Source organism: Escherichia sp. E4736 (assembly GCF_005781225.1).
GTDB lineage: Bacteria > Pseudomonadota > Gammaproteobacteria > Enterobacterales > Enterobacteriaceae > Escherichia.
This window is the reverse complement of record NZ_VATT01000039.1, coordinates 21,708-35,477: the sequence shown is the minus strand read 5'-3', so window position 1 is coordinate 35,477 and position 13,770 is coordinate 21,708. Positions and strand designations below refer to the sequence as shown.

Sequence of the window (13,770 nt, the reverse complement as noted above, 5' to 3'; positions counted from 1 at the left end):
ACGACGTTTTGTCATAATTACCCCTGTAGATTGATCCAGTCTTTCTACATCAGGCCTCGAAGAATTCGCCGTTCTTCGGGGCTTTTTCTTTTGTCAGGTAATTGGCAAGCCGCTTAGTCAGCTCAGCCATTTCATCGTCTTCGATTCCGTATTCCAGAACAGCCAGCATCATGCTTACCTGCGAGAAGAAACCATTCTTCCATCGGCTTACCTGATATTCAGGAACCCCCATCGCTCGAGCGAATGTCTTCTGCCCCATCAGTGCCAGTTTGTTCAGCAAGGCTGACTCGATGTGAGCCGCTTTCTTGCTTTTAGTTGCAATAGTACCCATAGATAATTTCCTTAATGATTAGATAGAGTTGGCTTCGCAAAGAAACGCAAAACCATAGAGATTTGTTTCTGGTAATGCCCTTTTTCAGGGCGGGGATGTGTAAGAGCATTAATAACTTAAGCGGCCATTAATTCAGGCCAGATGCTTTCCCAATCAACCGGATGAAGGTCTTTGCGAGTCACTTCACCATTGCTGAACCTCTCAATCAGAACACAAAGTGCTGCGCCCAATTCATGATTACGGCTAAGTGCTTTCCTCAAATAGCCGATAGAAGTTCCGCACTTGGTGGCAAATTCTCTCTGCTCTTCCAGTGAAAGGGAGTTCAGATACAAGCGGAGTTCTTCCATTTGCTATCTCCTTCCCGTTGTTGAATAAGATGAGTTTACCTGTAGGTAAAAAGCAAATCAATACCCATAGGTTATTTACCGGCAGGTAATCAAAGATAGAATTAAATCATGGATAAATACGAACAAAGACGACTAAGGCTGATAGAGATAAGAGACCGATTCTGTAATGGAAAGGCCTCAGAGTTGGCTCGTCGAATAGAAAGGGAACCATCATACGTTTCCAGAATGCTGTATCCGGAAGGAAAAAGCGGAAAAAAACGCATTGCTGACGATATGATGGAACTAATTGAAAAATCTTTTAATCTCCCACGCGGATGGATGGACATGCTTGCAGATGGTAAAGCTGGAGCTACGGACCATCTTGAGTTTGCGGGTAACGTTCGTGCGGGTTTTGTTCCGGTAATTGGTGAAGCCGTTTTGGGAGTTGATGGCTCAGTGGATATGATTGAATTCAGATCCGGTTGGTTAAGCATCTACAGCGGCGATAAAGATGCTTACGGTCTGAAGGTTAAGGGTGACAGCATGTGGCCAAGGATTCAGTCAGGAGAATATGTTGTTATTGAACCAAATACGCCAGTACATCCAGGTGATGAAGTCTTTGTAAGGACCAAAGACGGTCACAACATGATAAAGATCATGAACAAAACAAGAGACGGTGATTATCAGTTTAGTAGCATAAACAGTGATCACCGCCCAATCACTCTTCCTGTTGAAGAAGTTGATAAAATGCATTTTGTTTCAGCTATTGTGAAACACACCAGGTACGTAGACCAGGACGATCTGCCAAAAGTTTGAGGATAAAGCAGCAAATGTTTATACCCGGCATAGTAGTCGCTGTTGTAATCATCTGCTTCATATGGGCAAAGTTATCTCCTGTAAGCTCTAAGCATACAGCTGAACTCATGAGGAAGAAGCATCTTATACATGAGGCAGAATCGATAATTAAAAAGTTCAAAGGCATGTCATACGACGACATGTCATCAGAGCAGATTGCTATGTATAAATGCGCCATTGAGCGCCTTGACTACTTAAACGGACTCAAACCCAAACACACCCCAGTAGAATCAAAATTGCCGCAATGGCCAAGCAATCCAAATAGCTTCTGACATCTCCTTTCAGCCCGCAAAGCGGGCTTTTTTATATCAATCCAAAAAATTAATTACCTGAAAATTCAAGCAGGTAAACTCTCACATCAATTTTATTTACCTACAGGTATAGACAGAGGTTTTACCTGTAGGTATATTTTAAGCCATCAGCAGGACGCACTGACCACCATGAAGGTGACGCTCTTAAAAATTAAGCCCTGAAGAAGGGCAGCATTCAAAGCAGAAGGCTTTGGGTAGCGCGAAATGCAGCTGCAAGACAGCAACCGTGGAGATAAGCATCACGGCGCGTTACTCAAAGCTAACTGACAGGAGAATCCAGATGGATGCACAAACACGCCGCCGCGAACGTCGCGCAGAGAAACAGGCTCAATGGAAAGCAGCAAATCCCCTGTTGGTTGGGGTAAGCGCAAAACCAGTTAACCGCCCTATTCTCTCGCTGAATCGCAAACCGAAATCACGAGTAGAAAGCGCACTGAATCCGATAGACCTTACAGTGCTGGCTGAATACCACGAACAGATTGAAAGCAACCTGCAACGTATTGAGCGCAAGAATCAGCGCACATGGTACAGCAAGCCACGCAGTGAAATGGGGGTGACTTGTGTTGGTCGCCAGAAAATGAAATTAGGCAGCAAACCACTTATTTGAGGTGAGATATGGAAGAAGAATTTGAAGAGTTCGAAGAGCATCCTCAGGATGTGATGGAACAATACCAGGACTATCCGTATGACTACGACTATTGATAAGAATCAATGGTGTGGCCAATTCAAGCGATGCAATGGATGCAAGCTGCAATCGGAATGCATGGTTAATCCTGAAGAAATGTTTCCTGTAATGGAGGATGGGAAATATGTCGATAAATGGGCAATACGAACTACGGCAATTATTGCCAGAGAACTTGGTAAACAGAACAACAAGGCTGCCTGATGGTGGCCTTTATTTTTGGCATAAACAACAGAGGCTAACATGGAATTTAAAGGTACTAGGAAAAATTGGCGAGAAGCCAATTTTGCAGGCTTAATTTTATTTTCACACCCGGGAATGGCCCTATCCGGTAAAGAAACAGAAGAGGCCGTAGCAAATGGAAGATTAGCTATGGCTGTACCGGATTTACTTGAAGCACTTCAGTTATTACTTAAGCAAGCCGAAAATAGAACAACGACAACATATCCAGAATGGTATGGAGCTGTTAATAAGGCTAGCGAAGCTATCAAAAAAGCCATAGGTGATGAGTAATGAATAAGAAATACATCGTTGAAGTTATAGAGCGAGAAACGAAAGAAGTAATTAAACATTTCGAATTTGATAATTATAGAAAAGCTGACCGCGTAGAAGAGGGATTGTTGCGACAAAGTAATCTCGAAAAATTTGATGTTGTCATGCGATGCGAATAAGCACCTATAGCAGATTTGCGAGTCTGCTATGTGAGCAATGTCGCTCGTAACTAAACAGGAGCCGACTTGTTCTGATTATTGGAAATCTTCTTTGCCCTCCAATGTGAGGACGATTTTTTATCTATGAGGATATGAAAAGATGTCAAACATCAAAAAATACATCATTGATTACGACTGGAAAGCGTCAATAGAAATTGAAATCGACCATGACGTAATGACAGAGGAAAAACTTCACCAGATTAATAATTTCTGGTCAGACTCTGAATACCGACTCAATAAACACGGCGCTGTATTAAATGCTGTATTAATCATGCTGACACAACATGCTCTGCTTATAGCAATTTCGAAAGACTTAAATGCATATGGTGTTGTTTGTGAGTTCGACTGGGATGATGGAAATGGTCAGGAAGGATGGCCTCCAATGGATGGTAGTGAAGGAATAAGAATTACCGATATCGATACATCAGGAATATTTGATTCAGATGATATGACTATCAAGGCCGCCTGAGTGCGGCTTTACCGCATACCAATAACGCTTCACTCGAGGCGTTTTCGTTATGCAATCAAATATAAGGAGTTACCCATGATGCACTTTCAGCTCGCGGGTAGCGGCGTCATGTCCGCTTTCTACCCGCACGAATCTGAATTATCACGCCGAGTTAAACAATTAATCAGAGCAGCAAAGAAACAACTGGAGGCGTTATGCGCAATGAAATAGCCATCAATCACCAGATGCTTCGTGCAGCACAAAACAAAGCAGTAATAGCCCGATTTATTGGTGATTCAAAAATGTGGCTTGAAGCAAATAAAGCGATGAAATCAGCTATCAACCTTCCGTGGTATCGCAGGAAATGAGTTTTACAGATAACTGGTCAGACGAAGAATTCATTCGTCAGATGAAAGAATTAATCGGTAACGAAGGAGATATTCATGTCACTTGCAACCACAGTGAAGGAGAGCAAGTTACAGAGGCGCATGTACACGCAGAAAGCTCTCTGGTATCGCCATAATGGTGACCGCGAAGGAATGCGGGTATGCCTTAATTTGTCCAGAGTCGAAGTATTAAACCAGCGTTATTTCCTTGGGCCATGTCCATTCTGAGGTGAATTATGGATTTGAATAAATTCGATGAGCCATTCAGCCCTGAAGATATCGAATGGCGAATACAGCAAAGCGGTAAAACACGCGATGGCAAAGTGTGGGCTATGGTGCTGGCTTATGTCACGAACCGGGCAATCATGAAACGCCTTGACGATGTTTGTGGCAAAGCGGGATGGCGCAATGAATACCGCGATATTCCCAACAACGGCGGCGTTGAATGCGGCATATCAATCAAGATTGATTCCGAATGGGTAACCAAATGGGATGCTGCTGAAAACACGCAGGTAGAAGCCGTCAAAGGTGGTCGTTCCGGTGCAATGAAGCGTGCTGCCGTTCAGTGGGGAATCGGTCGGTATCTGTATAACCTTGAGGAAGGTTTCGCACAAACATCTCTCGATAAAAAGCAGGGATGGCACAGGGCAAAACTGAAGGATGGAACAGGATTTTACTGGTCTCCTCCATCGCTGCCGGGATGGGCAATGCCAGCATCTGGCAATCAACCATCACCAGAAAATACCAACCAGAAATCTCCATCGGTTGACTGCGAACAAATCCTGAAAGACTTCAGCGATTATGCATCGACAGAAACTGACAAGAAAAAACTCATAGAACGTTATCAGCATGACTGGCAATTAATGGCTGGCAATGAGGATGCGCAGGCTAAATGCGTTCAGGTAATGAACATCAGAGTTAATGAACTAAAACAGGCGGCATAAATGGCAAGCAGAGGAGTAAATAAGGTGATTATCCTTGGTCGGGTAGGACAAGACCCGGAAGTTCGATACTCACCATCAGGAACAGCGTTCGCTAACCTGACAATAGCCACGTCAGAACAATGGCGAGATAAAAATACTGGCGAGCAAAAGGAATTGACTGAATGGCATCGTGTTGCTGCATCCGGGAAACTGGCTGAGGTCGTGGGGCAGTATGTGAAAAAAGGTGATCAGATTTATTTCGAGGGAATGCTGAGAACCAGAAAGTGGAAAGACCAGTCAGGGCAAGACCGTTACACAACCGAGGTTCATGTCGGAATTAATGGCGTGATGCAAATGCTTGGCGGCATTGGCGACAGCAAACAACAAGCAGCCAGCAGGCAATCACAGAAGCCACAGCAGCAATCATCCCCAGCACAACACAACGAACCTCCGATGGATTTTGACGACGATATACCCTTTGCACCAGTAACTCTCCCCTTCCCTCGTCACGCTATTCACGCAATTTAATCAGGAGAAAACCATGCCAGCGCCTCTGTATGGTGCGGACGACGCGCGCCGCTGTTCCGGCAATTCCGTATTGGAGGTGCTGGATAAATTCAGAAAAAACTACGACCTGATAATGTCGCTACCGCAGGAAACGAAAGAGGAAAAGGAATTTCGCCATTGTATATGGCTTGCAGAGAAAGAAGAACGCGAGCGAATTTACCAGACATCAATCCGACCATTCCGCAAAGCCACATATACCCACTTCCCTGAAATTGACCCGCGCCTGCGTAATTACCGCTCACGCTATGGCGCTATCAGTAATGACTGAGGAATTTACCATGAGAGGACTTGCATACAATCCCGGCATTCTTCCGGCAGAAATGATTATTCGCCAACGCGTAAAGCCAATGCCATCGAGAGAGGAATTGCTTAAGCGAAATTCTTTTCCTTCAGTGAGTCAAAACAAATATCTGAATGCGATGTGGCGGAGTGGGAAGAAATGAAACAAATGTCACTAATTGAGATTGATGGATTTCTGAAAGGTAAATGCATCCCACGAGATTTAAAGGTTAACGAAACAAACGCTGAATATCTGGTGCGTAAGTTCGGTGAACTTGAAGCTAAATGCGCGGCGCTGGCGGAGGAGAATGCTGGGCTGAAAAACGCAATGGCCGTAACTCTTGAGCATGTGTCGGTCACGGACGCAGGACAGGCCGGAGTAGCTGCGATGATTATCAATGATGCCCTGCACCACAGCGAAACCCCAGCCACCGACGCTTTCTTGGCTGAAGTCCGGGCGCAGGGATTGGAGATGTTTGCACAGAAATGTAACTCAAAATCCGAACAGTCGCTTGCATCTGATATACGCGACAACTGGAAAAACTCTAACTCGGTGGCCAGTTTTGGTTGACCACTTCAACGTTGACCTGGCCGCCAGCGGCGTTGCCTACAAAGAGCGGATGAATATACCGGTAATTGCAGAACAGGTAGCCCGTGAGCAACCGGAGAACTTGCACACCTATTTCATGGAACGGCTACGATACTGGCCGGCGTTGAATTACTCCACATGATGCGCAAGGGGCAATATCAGCATCCTCAGGGTGATGGATTGTCACCCACAGAACAATTTTATCTGCTGACTTTCCACCGTTAACGCGACACAACCTTAATATGCCACAAAGGTTTTTGTTAACGAGCTGCATCTTTTTCTTTTCTGGGTGATGATTGTTTTATAATAAACAAATAACAACATTTATTCTTGTAAAAGTAATAATATCTCTTTGGTGATCGAATTTATTGATCGCATTTCAATTAAACAAATAAGGAGTTTTTTATGCCCAAAATTACCGGTGTTCTAGTGAGCCACCATGTGTTCGATATAAAAAAAGACATGGCTAATGGTTCATTCCCGAAAACATTATTTCCAGGCGCGACATTTCAGATGGTGGTTGACAATGATGTTGTCAATAATAATACGTTGGACTGGAGTGTTGTCACCAATGCGGGAGACAATTCGCTGACTGTAAATCAGGACGGCGTGGTGTCATTTTCAAATGATATTGATGAAAGTTGCATTGGTAAAACATTTGTTATTTTTGCGAAGGATAAAGCCACAGGGAAAAATGTGTCATCTTATTTAATTAAACCTTATCGCTTCTTTAAACCTCGTACCGCAACGTCGGACAGATTTTACGATGCATTGTTTTGGATTGAGGATAAAAAAGGGACTGTCCCGGCACGACGCGATATCAATAATGTCCCTTTCGATGAACTGACGGGAGAAATGTTTCATGATGTAAAACGTGAAGTGAATTCCGGGCTTTTTCAGGAATGGGGATTTTTACTGTTTAGTGGGTGGACTAATCCTGTACGTGGTGATATTGGTAGTCTCGAATCAGAAATTTTCACTTTAGAAAATGACAGTATATTTATATCGACAGTCAACTCCCTCCCATACTCCAGAGATCTCCATGATGATATGGACTCCCAGTCTGCACAGGCTGTAGCGTTTTACGGGGAATCTGTTGTTTCCTGATGTTTTAATGAGTTTTTAATAGTCTCCGTCTTTTTAATTTAAAGAGACGGAGATTATCGGCTCTGCAACGTGAAGCTCAGGAACAAAGGTTGTGTCGCGTTAACGGTGGAAAGTCAGCAAAAGTTGTATTGCTGGCTTTTCATGCAGCCAGCAGATAAATTGTTCCGCGGGTGACAGCCATTACCGCGAAGGCATATTGCAAGGGGCGTTGCTTGTGGTCGATTCCTCACTCACTCCAGTTGATGGTTCGCTGCTTGTATGTGCTTATCGCATAAAGAGATATCGGAAGCATCCGCGCCGCTATGATTGTCTTTCTCCTGATGCAGGAAAAGCAGAATGGCTAAATCAGCAGCAGAGCGCAAAGCCGATCAGAGGGCCAAGCAAGCATCATCCGGTATGCGTAAGCTGGAGCTTGTACTTGATGCTCAGGAAATTGAAATGCTGGAGCGTAACTGTGCCACGCGTCGCTTCAGGCGTGCGCCTTACGAGTTTGGTGAGTACATCGCGTTACTGAGCCGCCAAGATGATGCACTTGTGCGCTGGCGTATAAAATCGATCAGCATAAAACGTTGCGGTAAGTGCGGCGAGAGAGTTCCTGTTAATTCATGCCCGTGTAATGGTGACTCACAATGCTGGGTGACCAAAGGCTGATTCGAATTTAAGAACTGAAAGAACACCAAGCCGCCTGATGGCGGTTTTTTATTGGAGACAAGAAATGTCAGATTTGGCTATGAAGATTTTGAAATGGCAAACGACTGGCGATGTCGGCATCAGTAGCGCAACTCTTGCCTCAATCGCATGTGGACTGAAAAAGAATATCTATGGTCATCACTTCGGTGCTCCACATGACGCAGCCGATTTCCGACGATGCGTTGCACTTGTTGAGCAGATTCCAGAAATCAGAGATTCATTCGACAAGGTTGCAAAGCGCGTTCCGGCATTCAAAGGCATCCTCAACGAATGGGATTCTCTCGTTGCTCTGTTGAAGTCTGAAATGAAGATACACGGAAACAAAGCACCAGAAACTTACAGAAGAATTAGCGAGCTACGCAAGGACTAACCACAGCCTCACACTCGATGAGGCCTGTTCATTTCTCAAGATATCCAGACCTACCATCGCCGCATCAATGCGGCTTTTTCTTGCGTGTAATTGCGGAGACTTTGCGATGTACTTGACACTTCAGGAGTGGAACGCACGCCAGCGACGCCCAAGAAGCCTTGAAACAGTTCGTCGATGGGTACGCGAGTGCAGGATATTCCCTCCTCCGGTTAAGGATGGAAGAGAGTATCTGTTCCACGAATCAGCGGTAAAGGTTGACTTAAATCGACCAGTAACAGGTAGCCTTTTGAAGAGGATCAAAAATGGGAAGAAGGCGAAGTCATGAGCGCCGGGATTTACCCCCTAATCTTTATATAAGAAACAATGGATATTACTGCTACAGGGACCCAAGGACGGGTAAAGAGTTTGGATTAGGCCGAGACAGGAGGATAGCAATCACTGAAGCAATACAGGCCAACATTGAGTTATTTTCAGGACACAAACACAAGCCTCTGACAGCGAGAATCAACAGTGATAATTCTGTTACGTTACATTCATGGCTTGATCGCTACGAAAAAATCCTCGCCAGCAGAGGAATCAAGCAGAAGACACTCATAAATTATATGAGCAAAATTAAAGCAATAAGGAGGGGGCTGCCTGATGCTCCACTTGAAGACATCACCACAAAAGAAATTGCGGCAATGCTCAATGGATACATAGACGAGGGCAAGGCGGCGTCAGCCAAGTTAATCAGATCAACACTGAGCGATGCATTCCGAGAGGCAATAGCTGAAGGCCATATAACAATAAACCCGGTCGCTGCCACTCGCGCTGCAAAATCAGAGGTAAGGAGATCAAGACTTACGGCTGACGAATACCTGAAAATTTATCAAGCAGCAGAATCATCACCATGTTGGCTCAGACTTGCAATGGAACTGGCTGTTGTTACCGGGCAGCGAGTTGGTGATTTATGCGAAATGAAGTGGTCTGATATCGTAGATGGATATCTTTATGTCGAGCAAAGCAAAACAGGTGTAAAAATTGCCATCCCTACAACATTGCATGTTGATGCTCTCGGGATATCAATGAAGGAAACACTTGATAAATGCAAAGAGATTCTTGGCGGAGAAACCATAATTGCATCTACTCGTCGTGAACCGCTTTCATCCGGCACAGTATCAAGGTATTTTATGCGCGCACGAAAAGCATCAGGTCTTTCCTTCGAAGGGGATCCGCCTACCTTTCACGAGTTGCGCAGTTTGTCTGCAAGACTCTATGAGAAGCAGATAAGCGATAAGTTTGCTCAACATCTTCTCGGGCATAAGTCGGACACCATGGCATCACAGTATCGTGATGACAGAGGCAGGGAGTGGGACAAAATTGAAATCAAATAATGATTTTATTTTGACTGATAGTGACCTGTTCGTTGCAACAAATTGATAAGCAATGCTTTTTTATAATGCCAACTTAGTATAAAAAAGCAGGCTTCAACGGATTCATTTTTCTATTTCATAGCCCGGAGCAACCTGTGAACACATTTTCAGTTTCCCGTCTGGCGCTGGCATTGGCTTTTGGCGTGACGCTGACCGCCTGTAGCTCAACACCGCCCGATCAACGTCCTTCTGATCAAACCGCGCCTGGTACCTCTTCTCGCCCAATTCTGTCGGCAAAAGAAGCGCAGAATTTCGATGCTCAACACTATTTTGCGTCCCTGACACCTGGTGCTGCGGCGTGGAATCCTTCACCTATTACTCTGCCTGCACAACCTGACTTTGTTGTCGGCCCGGCGGGTACACCGGGCGTGACGCACACGACTATTCAGGCAGCGGTGGATGCGGCAATTATCAAACGTACCAATAAACGCCAATATATTGCTGTGATGCCAGGTGAGTATGAAGGCACGGTCTATGTCCCTGCAGCTCCGGGTGGAATCACCGTCTACGGTACAGGCGAAAAACCGATTGATGTGAAGATTGGGCTTTCCCTTGATGGTGGTATGAGTCCTGCCGACTGGCGTCACGACGTCAACCCGCGCGGCAAATATATGCCAGGTAAACCAGCGTGGTACATGTACGATAGCTGCCAGAGCAAACGCAGCGACAGCATTGGCGTGCTCTGCTCTGCGGTTTTCTGGTCACAAAACAATGGCCTGCAACTGCAAAACCTGACCATCGAAAACACGCTGGGCGATAGCGTAGATGCGGGTAACCATCCGGCGGTGGCGCTGCGTACTGATGGCGACAAAGTGCAGATCAATAACGTCAACATTCTCGGTCGTCAGAACACCTTCTTTGTCACCAACAGTGGTGTGCAAAACCGTCTGGAAACCAATCGTCAACCGCGTACTCTGGTGACGAATAGCTATATTGAAGGGGATGTGGATATCGTTTCTGGTCGCGGCGCGGTGGTGTTCGATAACACCGAATTCCGCGTGGTGAACTCCCGTACCCAGCAAGAAGCGTATGTGTTTGCACCGGCTACGCTGTCTAACATCTATTACGGTTTCCTCGCCGTAAACAGCCGTTTCAATGCTTCCGGTGATGGCGTGGCGCAATTGGGCCGCTCGCTGGATGTTGATGCCAATACCAACGGTCAGGTGGTGATCCGTGATAGCGCCATCAACGAAGGTTTTAACACGGCTAAACCGTGGGCCGATGCGGTGATTTCCAATCGTCCATTTGCGGGTAATACCGGCAGCGTTGACGATAGCGACGAAGTACAGCGCAATCTGAATGACACTAACTACAACCGCATGTGGGAATACAATAACCGCGGCGTGGGTAGCAAAGTGGTTGCAGAAGCGAAGAAGTAAGAGCTATTAACTATTTGCCGGATGCGGCGTAAACGCCTTATCCGGCCTACGGTTCGATGCGATTTGTAGGTCGGATAAAATGCGCCAGCATCGCATCCGACAATAAGTGCCGGATGCGACCTACATTCACATGGCGCTTTTTACATCTGACGGTTTTTATTGAAGTTAATCAAACTACCCGCCTTGATAATCTCGCGCTCTTCAGCAGTCAGACTTTCCATATAGAGCGTAATCTCCGTTACCGGCGCATCTTTATGGATCACATAACCTTTAAATGTCGTACCTGGATTATCCAGCGCCGCTTTAATGCCAGGGATGTAAATGTAATCACCTACGTCAAAGTTCGGTGCTTCCGCCATTTGCAGCGGTAACATCCCCCAGTTGATGACGTTAGAACGGTAGCGTTTAGTCGCGTACTCCTCGGCAATATTCGCCAGACCGCCAATCACACGCTGGCAACTCGCCGCCTGCTCACGCGCAGAACCATCACCTGGTTTGACCGCATAGACCATGCTGCCAATTTCAGTTTGCAGCGGATCAATATTTTCCTGACCAGCAATCTGCTTAATACGCGCAAAAACGTCTGCCAGTTCGCTGACATTCCCCGCCAGACGCTGATTTTCCAGCTCGGCAGTGGCTTTACTTCTGCCAACATAACCCGGATCACGGCGTGACAGGGTAAACTCCGCCAGACCAATTGGATTTGAACGATACGAAGAGGTTTCACCGGAAGGAATCAATTCGTCAGTGGTGGTCACTTCGTCGAGGATCTTCGAGCACACTTTGAGGACGATATTGTCAGTCAGCGCGCCTAATTCCGGCCAGTCTTTAATGTTCGGTCCGTAGATCAGCGGTTGCTGAGTCGCCCCTTTCACAAAACCCTGATAAACACGGTTTTTATACGGCGTTACATCGAAGGCGTACTCCGGCACGTTGTCCCAGCAATCGAGTTCGCTGGCAGAGGTTAAATAGCCACCGTTTGCCGCAGTCGCAGCGATAGAACGAGCGTCCATCAACGCTACCGCTGACATCTGCCCATTGGCTGGCTTAGAGCCTTCACGGTTCGGGAAGTTACGCGTGGTGTGGCGAATACTCAAACCGTTGTTGATTGGCGTATCGCCCGCGCCAAAGCATGGGCCGCAGAACGCAGTTCTGATGATTGCGCCTGCGCCAATCAAATCTGCTACCACACCTTTTTTGGCGAGATCCATAAACACCGGCTGTGATGACGGGTAAACCGCCAGCGAGAAGGTGTCATTGCCACAGGATTGACCGCGCAGCGCATTTGCTGCGGCGATAACGTTTTCATAGTTACCGCCAGAACAGCCAGCGATAATCCCCTGCTGTACTTTCAGGCGACCATTTTCCACTTTATCCAGCAGCGAGAGTTTGGCTTTACCGTGCGCCACGCGTTCGGACTCAATTTCAATCTCACGCAGAATGTCAGTCAGATTCTGGTTCAGCGTGTCGATCTCATACACGTTGCTCGGGTGGAACGGCAGCGCAATCATCGGTTTGATGGCACTTAAATCAACGCTGATGCAGCCATCGTAGTACGCCATTGGCTGAGGATTAAGCTGGCAGTAATCCTGGCCGCGACCGTGCAGCGCCAGCCAATTATGCACTTCTTCATCGGTTTGCCAGACAGAACTTAGACAGGTAGTTTCAGTGGTCATCACGTCAACGCTGTTACGGAAATCGGTAGAGAGCGCAGCAACACCGGGACCTACGAATTCCATCACTTTGTTTTTGACGTAGCCGTTTTTGAACACTGCGCCGATGATAGCCAGCGCCACATCCTGCGGCCCCACATACGGCGCAGGTTTTCCGGTCAGATGCACCGCAACCACGCCCGGATAGTCGATATCCTAGGTGTCATTAAGCAGTTGTTTTACCAGCTCGCCGCCGCCCTCACCGACTGCCATTGTCCCTAATGCACCGTAACGGGTGTGGCTGTCTGACCCGAGGATCATTTTGCCGCCGCCTGCCATCATTTCACGCATATATTGATGGATGACCGCAATATGCGGAGGCACAAAAATACCGCCATAACGCTGAGCTGCCGATAAACCAAAAATATGGTCATCACCGTTAATAGTGCCGCCCACAGCACAGAGTGAATTATGGCAGTTGGTCAGCACATACGGCAGCGGGAAACGTTCCATACCGGACGCTTTAGCGGTCTGTACAATACCAACAAAGGTAATATCGTGAGAGGCTAATGAATCAAACTTAATTTTAAGTTTATCCATATTTCCGGACGTATTATGAGAAGAGAGTATTGACCAGGCAATAGTGCCTTTTTTTGCTTCTTCTTTTTTTATTTCGCCGGTGAAATGTTCTTCGGCTATTATTTCGTTATTACTGGCGAGAAACACGCCTTTTTCAGATAACTTGATCATCAA

General features: G+C 46.4%; 22 protein-coding genes and 2 pseudogenes. 21 read left to right on the top strand and 3 right to left on the bottom strand.

From position 1 onward, the window contains the following. Positions 1 to 49 precede the first annotated feature (49 nt). Both FEK46_RS21800 and FEK46_RS21795 read right to left on the bottom strand, forming a co-directional pair. Positions 50 to 331 (bottom strand): CII family transcriptional regulator, encoded by a 282-nt coding sequence (locus FEK46_RS21800; RefSeq protein WP_135559906.1) that lies wholly within the window; start codon positions 329 to 331, stop codon positions 50 to 52. Positions 332 to 447: 116 nt separating this feature from the next. Beyond that, a complete protein-coding gene (locus tag FEK46_RS21795; RefSeq protein ID WP_000391960.1) occupies positions 448 to 678 on the bottom strand; it encodes a YdaS family helix-turn-helix protein in 231 nt (76 codons plus the stop codon). A 108-nt stretch (positions 679 to 786) separates the two neighbouring features. On the opposite strand from FEK46_RS21795, the gene FEK46_RS21790 reads away from it, so the two are divergent. From FEK46_RS21790 to FEK46_RS21690, 21 genes and pseudogenes are all read left to right on the top strand, one after another. Next, entirely contained in the window at positions 787 to 1,473 is a 687-nt protein-coding gene (locus FEK46_RS21790; protein WP_001331795.1) for a S24 family peptidase, read from the top strand. A gap of 606 nt (positions 1,474 to 2,079) precedes the next feature. Beyond that, positions 2,080 to 2,430: pseudogene (locus tag FEK46_RS23970) on the top strand (antitermination protein N); the annotation flags it as partial. Between the two features lie 78 nt (positions 2,431 to 2,508). Beyond that, complete coding sequence (locus FEK46_RS21775; protein WP_135559907.1) at positions 2,509 to 2,709, top strand: antirestriction Ral family protein; 201 nt, start codon at positions 2,509 to 2,511, stop codon at positions 2,707 to 2,709. Between the two features lie 39 nt (positions 2,710 to 2,748). Beyond that, positions 2,749 to 3,018 carry a hypothetical protein gene (locus FEK46_RS21770; protein WP_135559908.1) on the top strand — a complete coding sequence of 90 codons (270 nt, stop codon included), beginning with the start codon at positions 2,749 to 2,751 and terminating at the stop codon, positions 3,016 to 3,018. Further along, positions 3,018 to 3,176 carry a hypothetical protein gene (locus FEK46_RS23490; RefSeq protein ID WP_001037043.1) on the top strand — a complete coding sequence of 53 codons (159 nt, stop codon included), beginning with the start codon at positions 3,018 to 3,020 and terminating at the stop codon, positions 3,174 to 3,176. The genes FEK46_RS21770 and FEK46_RS23490 overlap by 1 nt, the downstream gene beginning before the upstream one ends. A gap of 139 nt (positions 3,177 to 3,315) precedes the next feature. Beyond that, entirely contained in the window at positions 3,316 to 3,684 is a 369-nt protein-coding gene (locus tag FEK46_RS21765) for a DUF2528 family protein (RefSeq protein WP_135559909.1), read from the top strand. A gap of 75 nt (positions 3,685 to 3,759) precedes the next feature. Then, positions 3,760 to 3,894 carry a hypothetical protein gene (locus FEK46_RS23965; protein WP_000972063.1) on the top strand — a complete coding sequence of 45 codons (135 nt, stop codon included), beginning with the start codon at positions 3,760 to 3,762 and terminating at the stop codon, positions 3,892 to 3,894. Then, positions 3,879 to 4,031, top strand: a complete 153-nt coding sequence (kil, locus tag FEK46_RS21755; protein ID WP_001243355.1) for a host cell division inhibitory peptide Kil — start codon at positions 3,879 to 3,881, stop codon at positions 4,029 to 4,031. Before FEK46_RS23965 ends, kil begins: the two co-directional genes overlap by 16 nt. Continuing rightward, positions 4,028 to 4,186: a hypothetical protein gene (locus FEK46_RS23485; protein WP_000010964.1), complete on the top strand. Its 159-nt coding sequence runs from the start codon at positions 4,028 to 4,030 to the stop codon at positions 4,184 to 4,186. Before kil ends, FEK46_RS23485 begins: the two co-directional genes overlap by 4 nt. Positions 4,187 to 4,285: 99 nt before the next feature. Next, positions 4,286 to 4,993: a Rad52/Rad22 family DNA repair protein gene (locus FEK46_RS21750; protein WP_000365283.1), complete on the top strand. Its 708-nt coding sequence runs from the start codon at positions 4,286 to 4,288 to the stop codon at positions 4,991 to 4,993. After that, positions 4,994 to 5,500: a single-stranded DNA-binding protein gene (gene ssb / locus FEK46_RS21745; protein WP_135559910.1), complete on the top strand. Its 507-nt coding sequence runs from the start codon at positions 4,994 to 4,996 to the stop codon at positions 5,498 to 5,500. 13 nt (positions 5,501 to 5,513) lie between these two features. Further along, positions 5,514 to 5,807, top strand: coding sequence for a phage anti-RecBCD protein (locus FEK46_RS21740; protein WP_064529150.1), 294 nt, complete (start codon positions 5,514 to 5,516; stop codon positions 5,805 to 5,807). Positions 5,808 to 5,817: 10 nt separating this feature from the next. Beyond that, a complete protein-coding gene (locus FEK46_RS21735) occupies positions 5,818 to 5,982 on the top strand; it encodes a DUF2737 family protein (RefSeq protein ID WP_130236314.1) in 165 nt (54 codons plus the stop codon). Further along, positions 5,979 to 6,389, top strand: a complete 411-nt coding sequence (locus tag FEK46_RS21730) for a hypothetical protein (protein WP_130236315.1) — start codon at positions 5,979 to 5,981, stop codon at positions 6,387 to 6,389. The genes FEK46_RS21735 and FEK46_RS21730 overlap by 4 nt, the downstream gene beginning before the upstream one ends. Then, positions 6,382 to 6,549 carry a DNA polymerase III subunit theta gene (locus FEK46_RS23840; RefSeq protein WP_240731142.1) on the top strand — a complete coding sequence of 56 codons (168 nt, stop codon included), beginning with the start codon at positions 6,382 to 6,384 and terminating at the stop codon, positions 6,547 to 6,549. The genes FEK46_RS21730 and FEK46_RS23840 overlap by 8 nt, the downstream gene beginning before the upstream one ends. A gap of 263 nt (positions 6,550 to 6,812) precedes the next feature. Beyond that, the gene (locus FEK46_RS21720; protein ID WP_130210873.1) at positions 6,813 to 7,514 is read left to right on the top strand and encodes a hypothetical protein; all 702 of its coding nucleotides are present in this window, start codon (positions 6,813 to 6,815) and stop codon (positions 7,512 to 7,514) included. A 336-nt stretch (positions 7,515 to 7,850) separates the two neighbouring features. Further along, a complete protein-coding gene (locus FEK46_RS21710; RefSeq protein ID WP_130210875.1) occupies positions 7,851 to 8,165 on the top strand; it encodes a hypothetical protein in 315 nt (104 codons plus the stop codon). A 64-nt stretch (positions 8,166 to 8,229) separates the two neighbouring features. After that, positions 8,230 to 8,574, top strand: a complete 345-nt coding sequence (locus FEK46_RS21705; protein ID WP_016248831.1) for a hypothetical protein — start codon at positions 8,230 to 8,232, stop codon at positions 8,572 to 8,574. A gap of 106 nt (positions 8,575 to 8,680) precedes the next feature. Beyond that, positions 8,681 to 8,899, top strand: a complete 219-nt coding sequence (locus tag FEK46_RS21700; protein WP_001337487.1) for an excisionase — start codon at positions 8,681 to 8,683, stop codon at positions 8,897 to 8,899. Further along, positions 8,877 to 9,947: a tyrosine-type recombinase/integrase gene (locus FEK46_RS21695; RefSeq protein ID WP_000533637.1), complete on the top strand. Its 1,071-nt coding sequence runs from the start codon at positions 8,877 to 8,879 to the stop codon at positions 9,945 to 9,947. The genes FEK46_RS21700 and FEK46_RS21695 overlap by 23 nt, the downstream gene beginning before the upstream one ends. 134 nt (positions 9,948 to 10,081) lie before the next feature. Next, positions 10,082 to 11,365 carry a putative acyl-CoA thioester hydrolase gene (locus tag FEK46_RS21690; RefSeq protein ID WP_130259788.1) on the top strand — a complete coding sequence of 428 codons (1,284 nt, stop codon included), beginning with the start codon at positions 10,082 to 10,084 and terminating at the stop codon, positions 11,363 to 11,365. 140 nt (positions 11,366 to 11,505) lie between these two features. Here FEK46_RS21690 and FEK46_RS21685 read toward each other — a convergent pair. Beyond that, positions 11,506 to 13,767: pseudogene (locus FEK46_RS21685) on the bottom strand (hydratase). Positions 13,768 to 13,770: the final 3 nt, after the last annotated feature.

Coding starts and splice junctions, on each gene's coding strand:
- FEK46_RS21735 (WP_130236314.1), top strand. CDS start 5,818: ATGAGAGGACTTGCATACAATCCCGGCATTCTTCCGGCAGAAATGATT.
- FEK46_RS21775 (WP_135559907.1), top strand. CDS start 2,509: ATGACTACGACTATTGATAAGAATCAATGGTGTGGCCAATTCAAGCGA.
- FEK46_RS21700 (WP_001337487.1), top strand. CDS start 8,681: ATGTACTTGACACTTCAGGAGTGGAACGCACGCCAGCGACGCCCAAGA.
- FEK46_RS23490 (WP_001037043.1), top strand. CDS start 3,018: ATGAATAAGAAATACATCGTTGAAGTTATAGAGCGAGAAACGAAAGAA.
- FEK46_RS21770 (WP_135559908.1), top strand. CDS start 2,749: ATGGAATTTAAAGGTACTAGGAAAAATTGGCGAGAAGCCAATTTTGCA.
- FEK46_RS21705 (WP_016248831.1), top strand. CDS start 8,230: ATGTCAGATTTGGCTATGAAGATTTTGAAATGGCAAACGACTGGCGAT.
- FEK46_RS21765 (WP_135559909.1), top strand. CDS start 3,316: ATGTCAAACATCAAAAAATACATCATTGATTACGACTGGAAAGCGTCA.
- FEK46_RS21790 (WP_001331795.1), top strand. CDS start 787: ATGGATAAATACGAACAAAGACGACTAAGGCTGATAGAGATAAGAGAC.
- FEK46_RS23965 (WP_000972063.1), top strand. CDS start 3,760: ATGATGCACTTTCAGCTCGCGGGTAGCGGCGTCATGTCCGCTTTCTAC.
- FEK46_RS21750 (WP_000365283.1), top strand. CDS start 4,286: ATGGATTTGAATAAATTCGATGAGCCATTCAGCCCTGAAGATATCGAA.
- FEK46_RS21800 (WP_135559906.1), bottom strand. CDS start 331: ATGGGTACTATTGCAACTAAAAGCAAGAAAGCGGCTCACATCGAGTCA.
- FEK46_RS21720 (WP_130210873.1), top strand. CDS start 6,813: ATGCCCAAAATTACCGGTGTTCTAGTGAGCCACCATGTGTTCGATATA.
- kil (WP_001243355.1), top strand. CDS start 3,879: ATGCGCAATGAAATAGCCATCAATCACCAGATGCTTCGTGCAGCACAA.
- FEK46_RS21740 (WP_064529150.1), top strand. CDS start 5,514: ATGCCAGCGCCTCTGTATGGTGCGGACGACGCGCGCCGCTGTTCCGGC.
- FEK46_RS21795 (WP_000391960.1), bottom strand. CDS start 678: ATGGAAGAACTCCGCTTGTATCTGAACTCCCTTTCACTGGAAGAGCAG.
- FEK46_RS21695 (WP_000533637.1), top strand. CDS start 8,877: ATGGGAAGAAGGCGAAGTCATGAGCGCCGGGATTTACCCCCTAATCTT.
- ssb (WP_135559910.1), top strand. CDS start 4,994: ATGGCAAGCAGAGGAGTAAATAAGGTGATTATCCTTGGTCGGGTAGGA.
- FEK46_RS21710 (WP_130210875.1), top strand. CDS start 7,851: ATGGCTAAATCAGCAGCAGAGCGCAAAGCCGATCAGAGGGCCAAGCAA.
- FEK46_RS23485 (WP_000010964.1), top strand. CDS start 4,028: ATGAGTTTTACAGATAACTGGTCAGACGAAGAATTCATTCGTCAGATG.
- FEK46_RS21730 (WP_130236315.1), top strand. CDS start 5,979: ATGAAACAAATGTCACTAATTGAGATTGATGGATTTCTGAAAGGTAAA.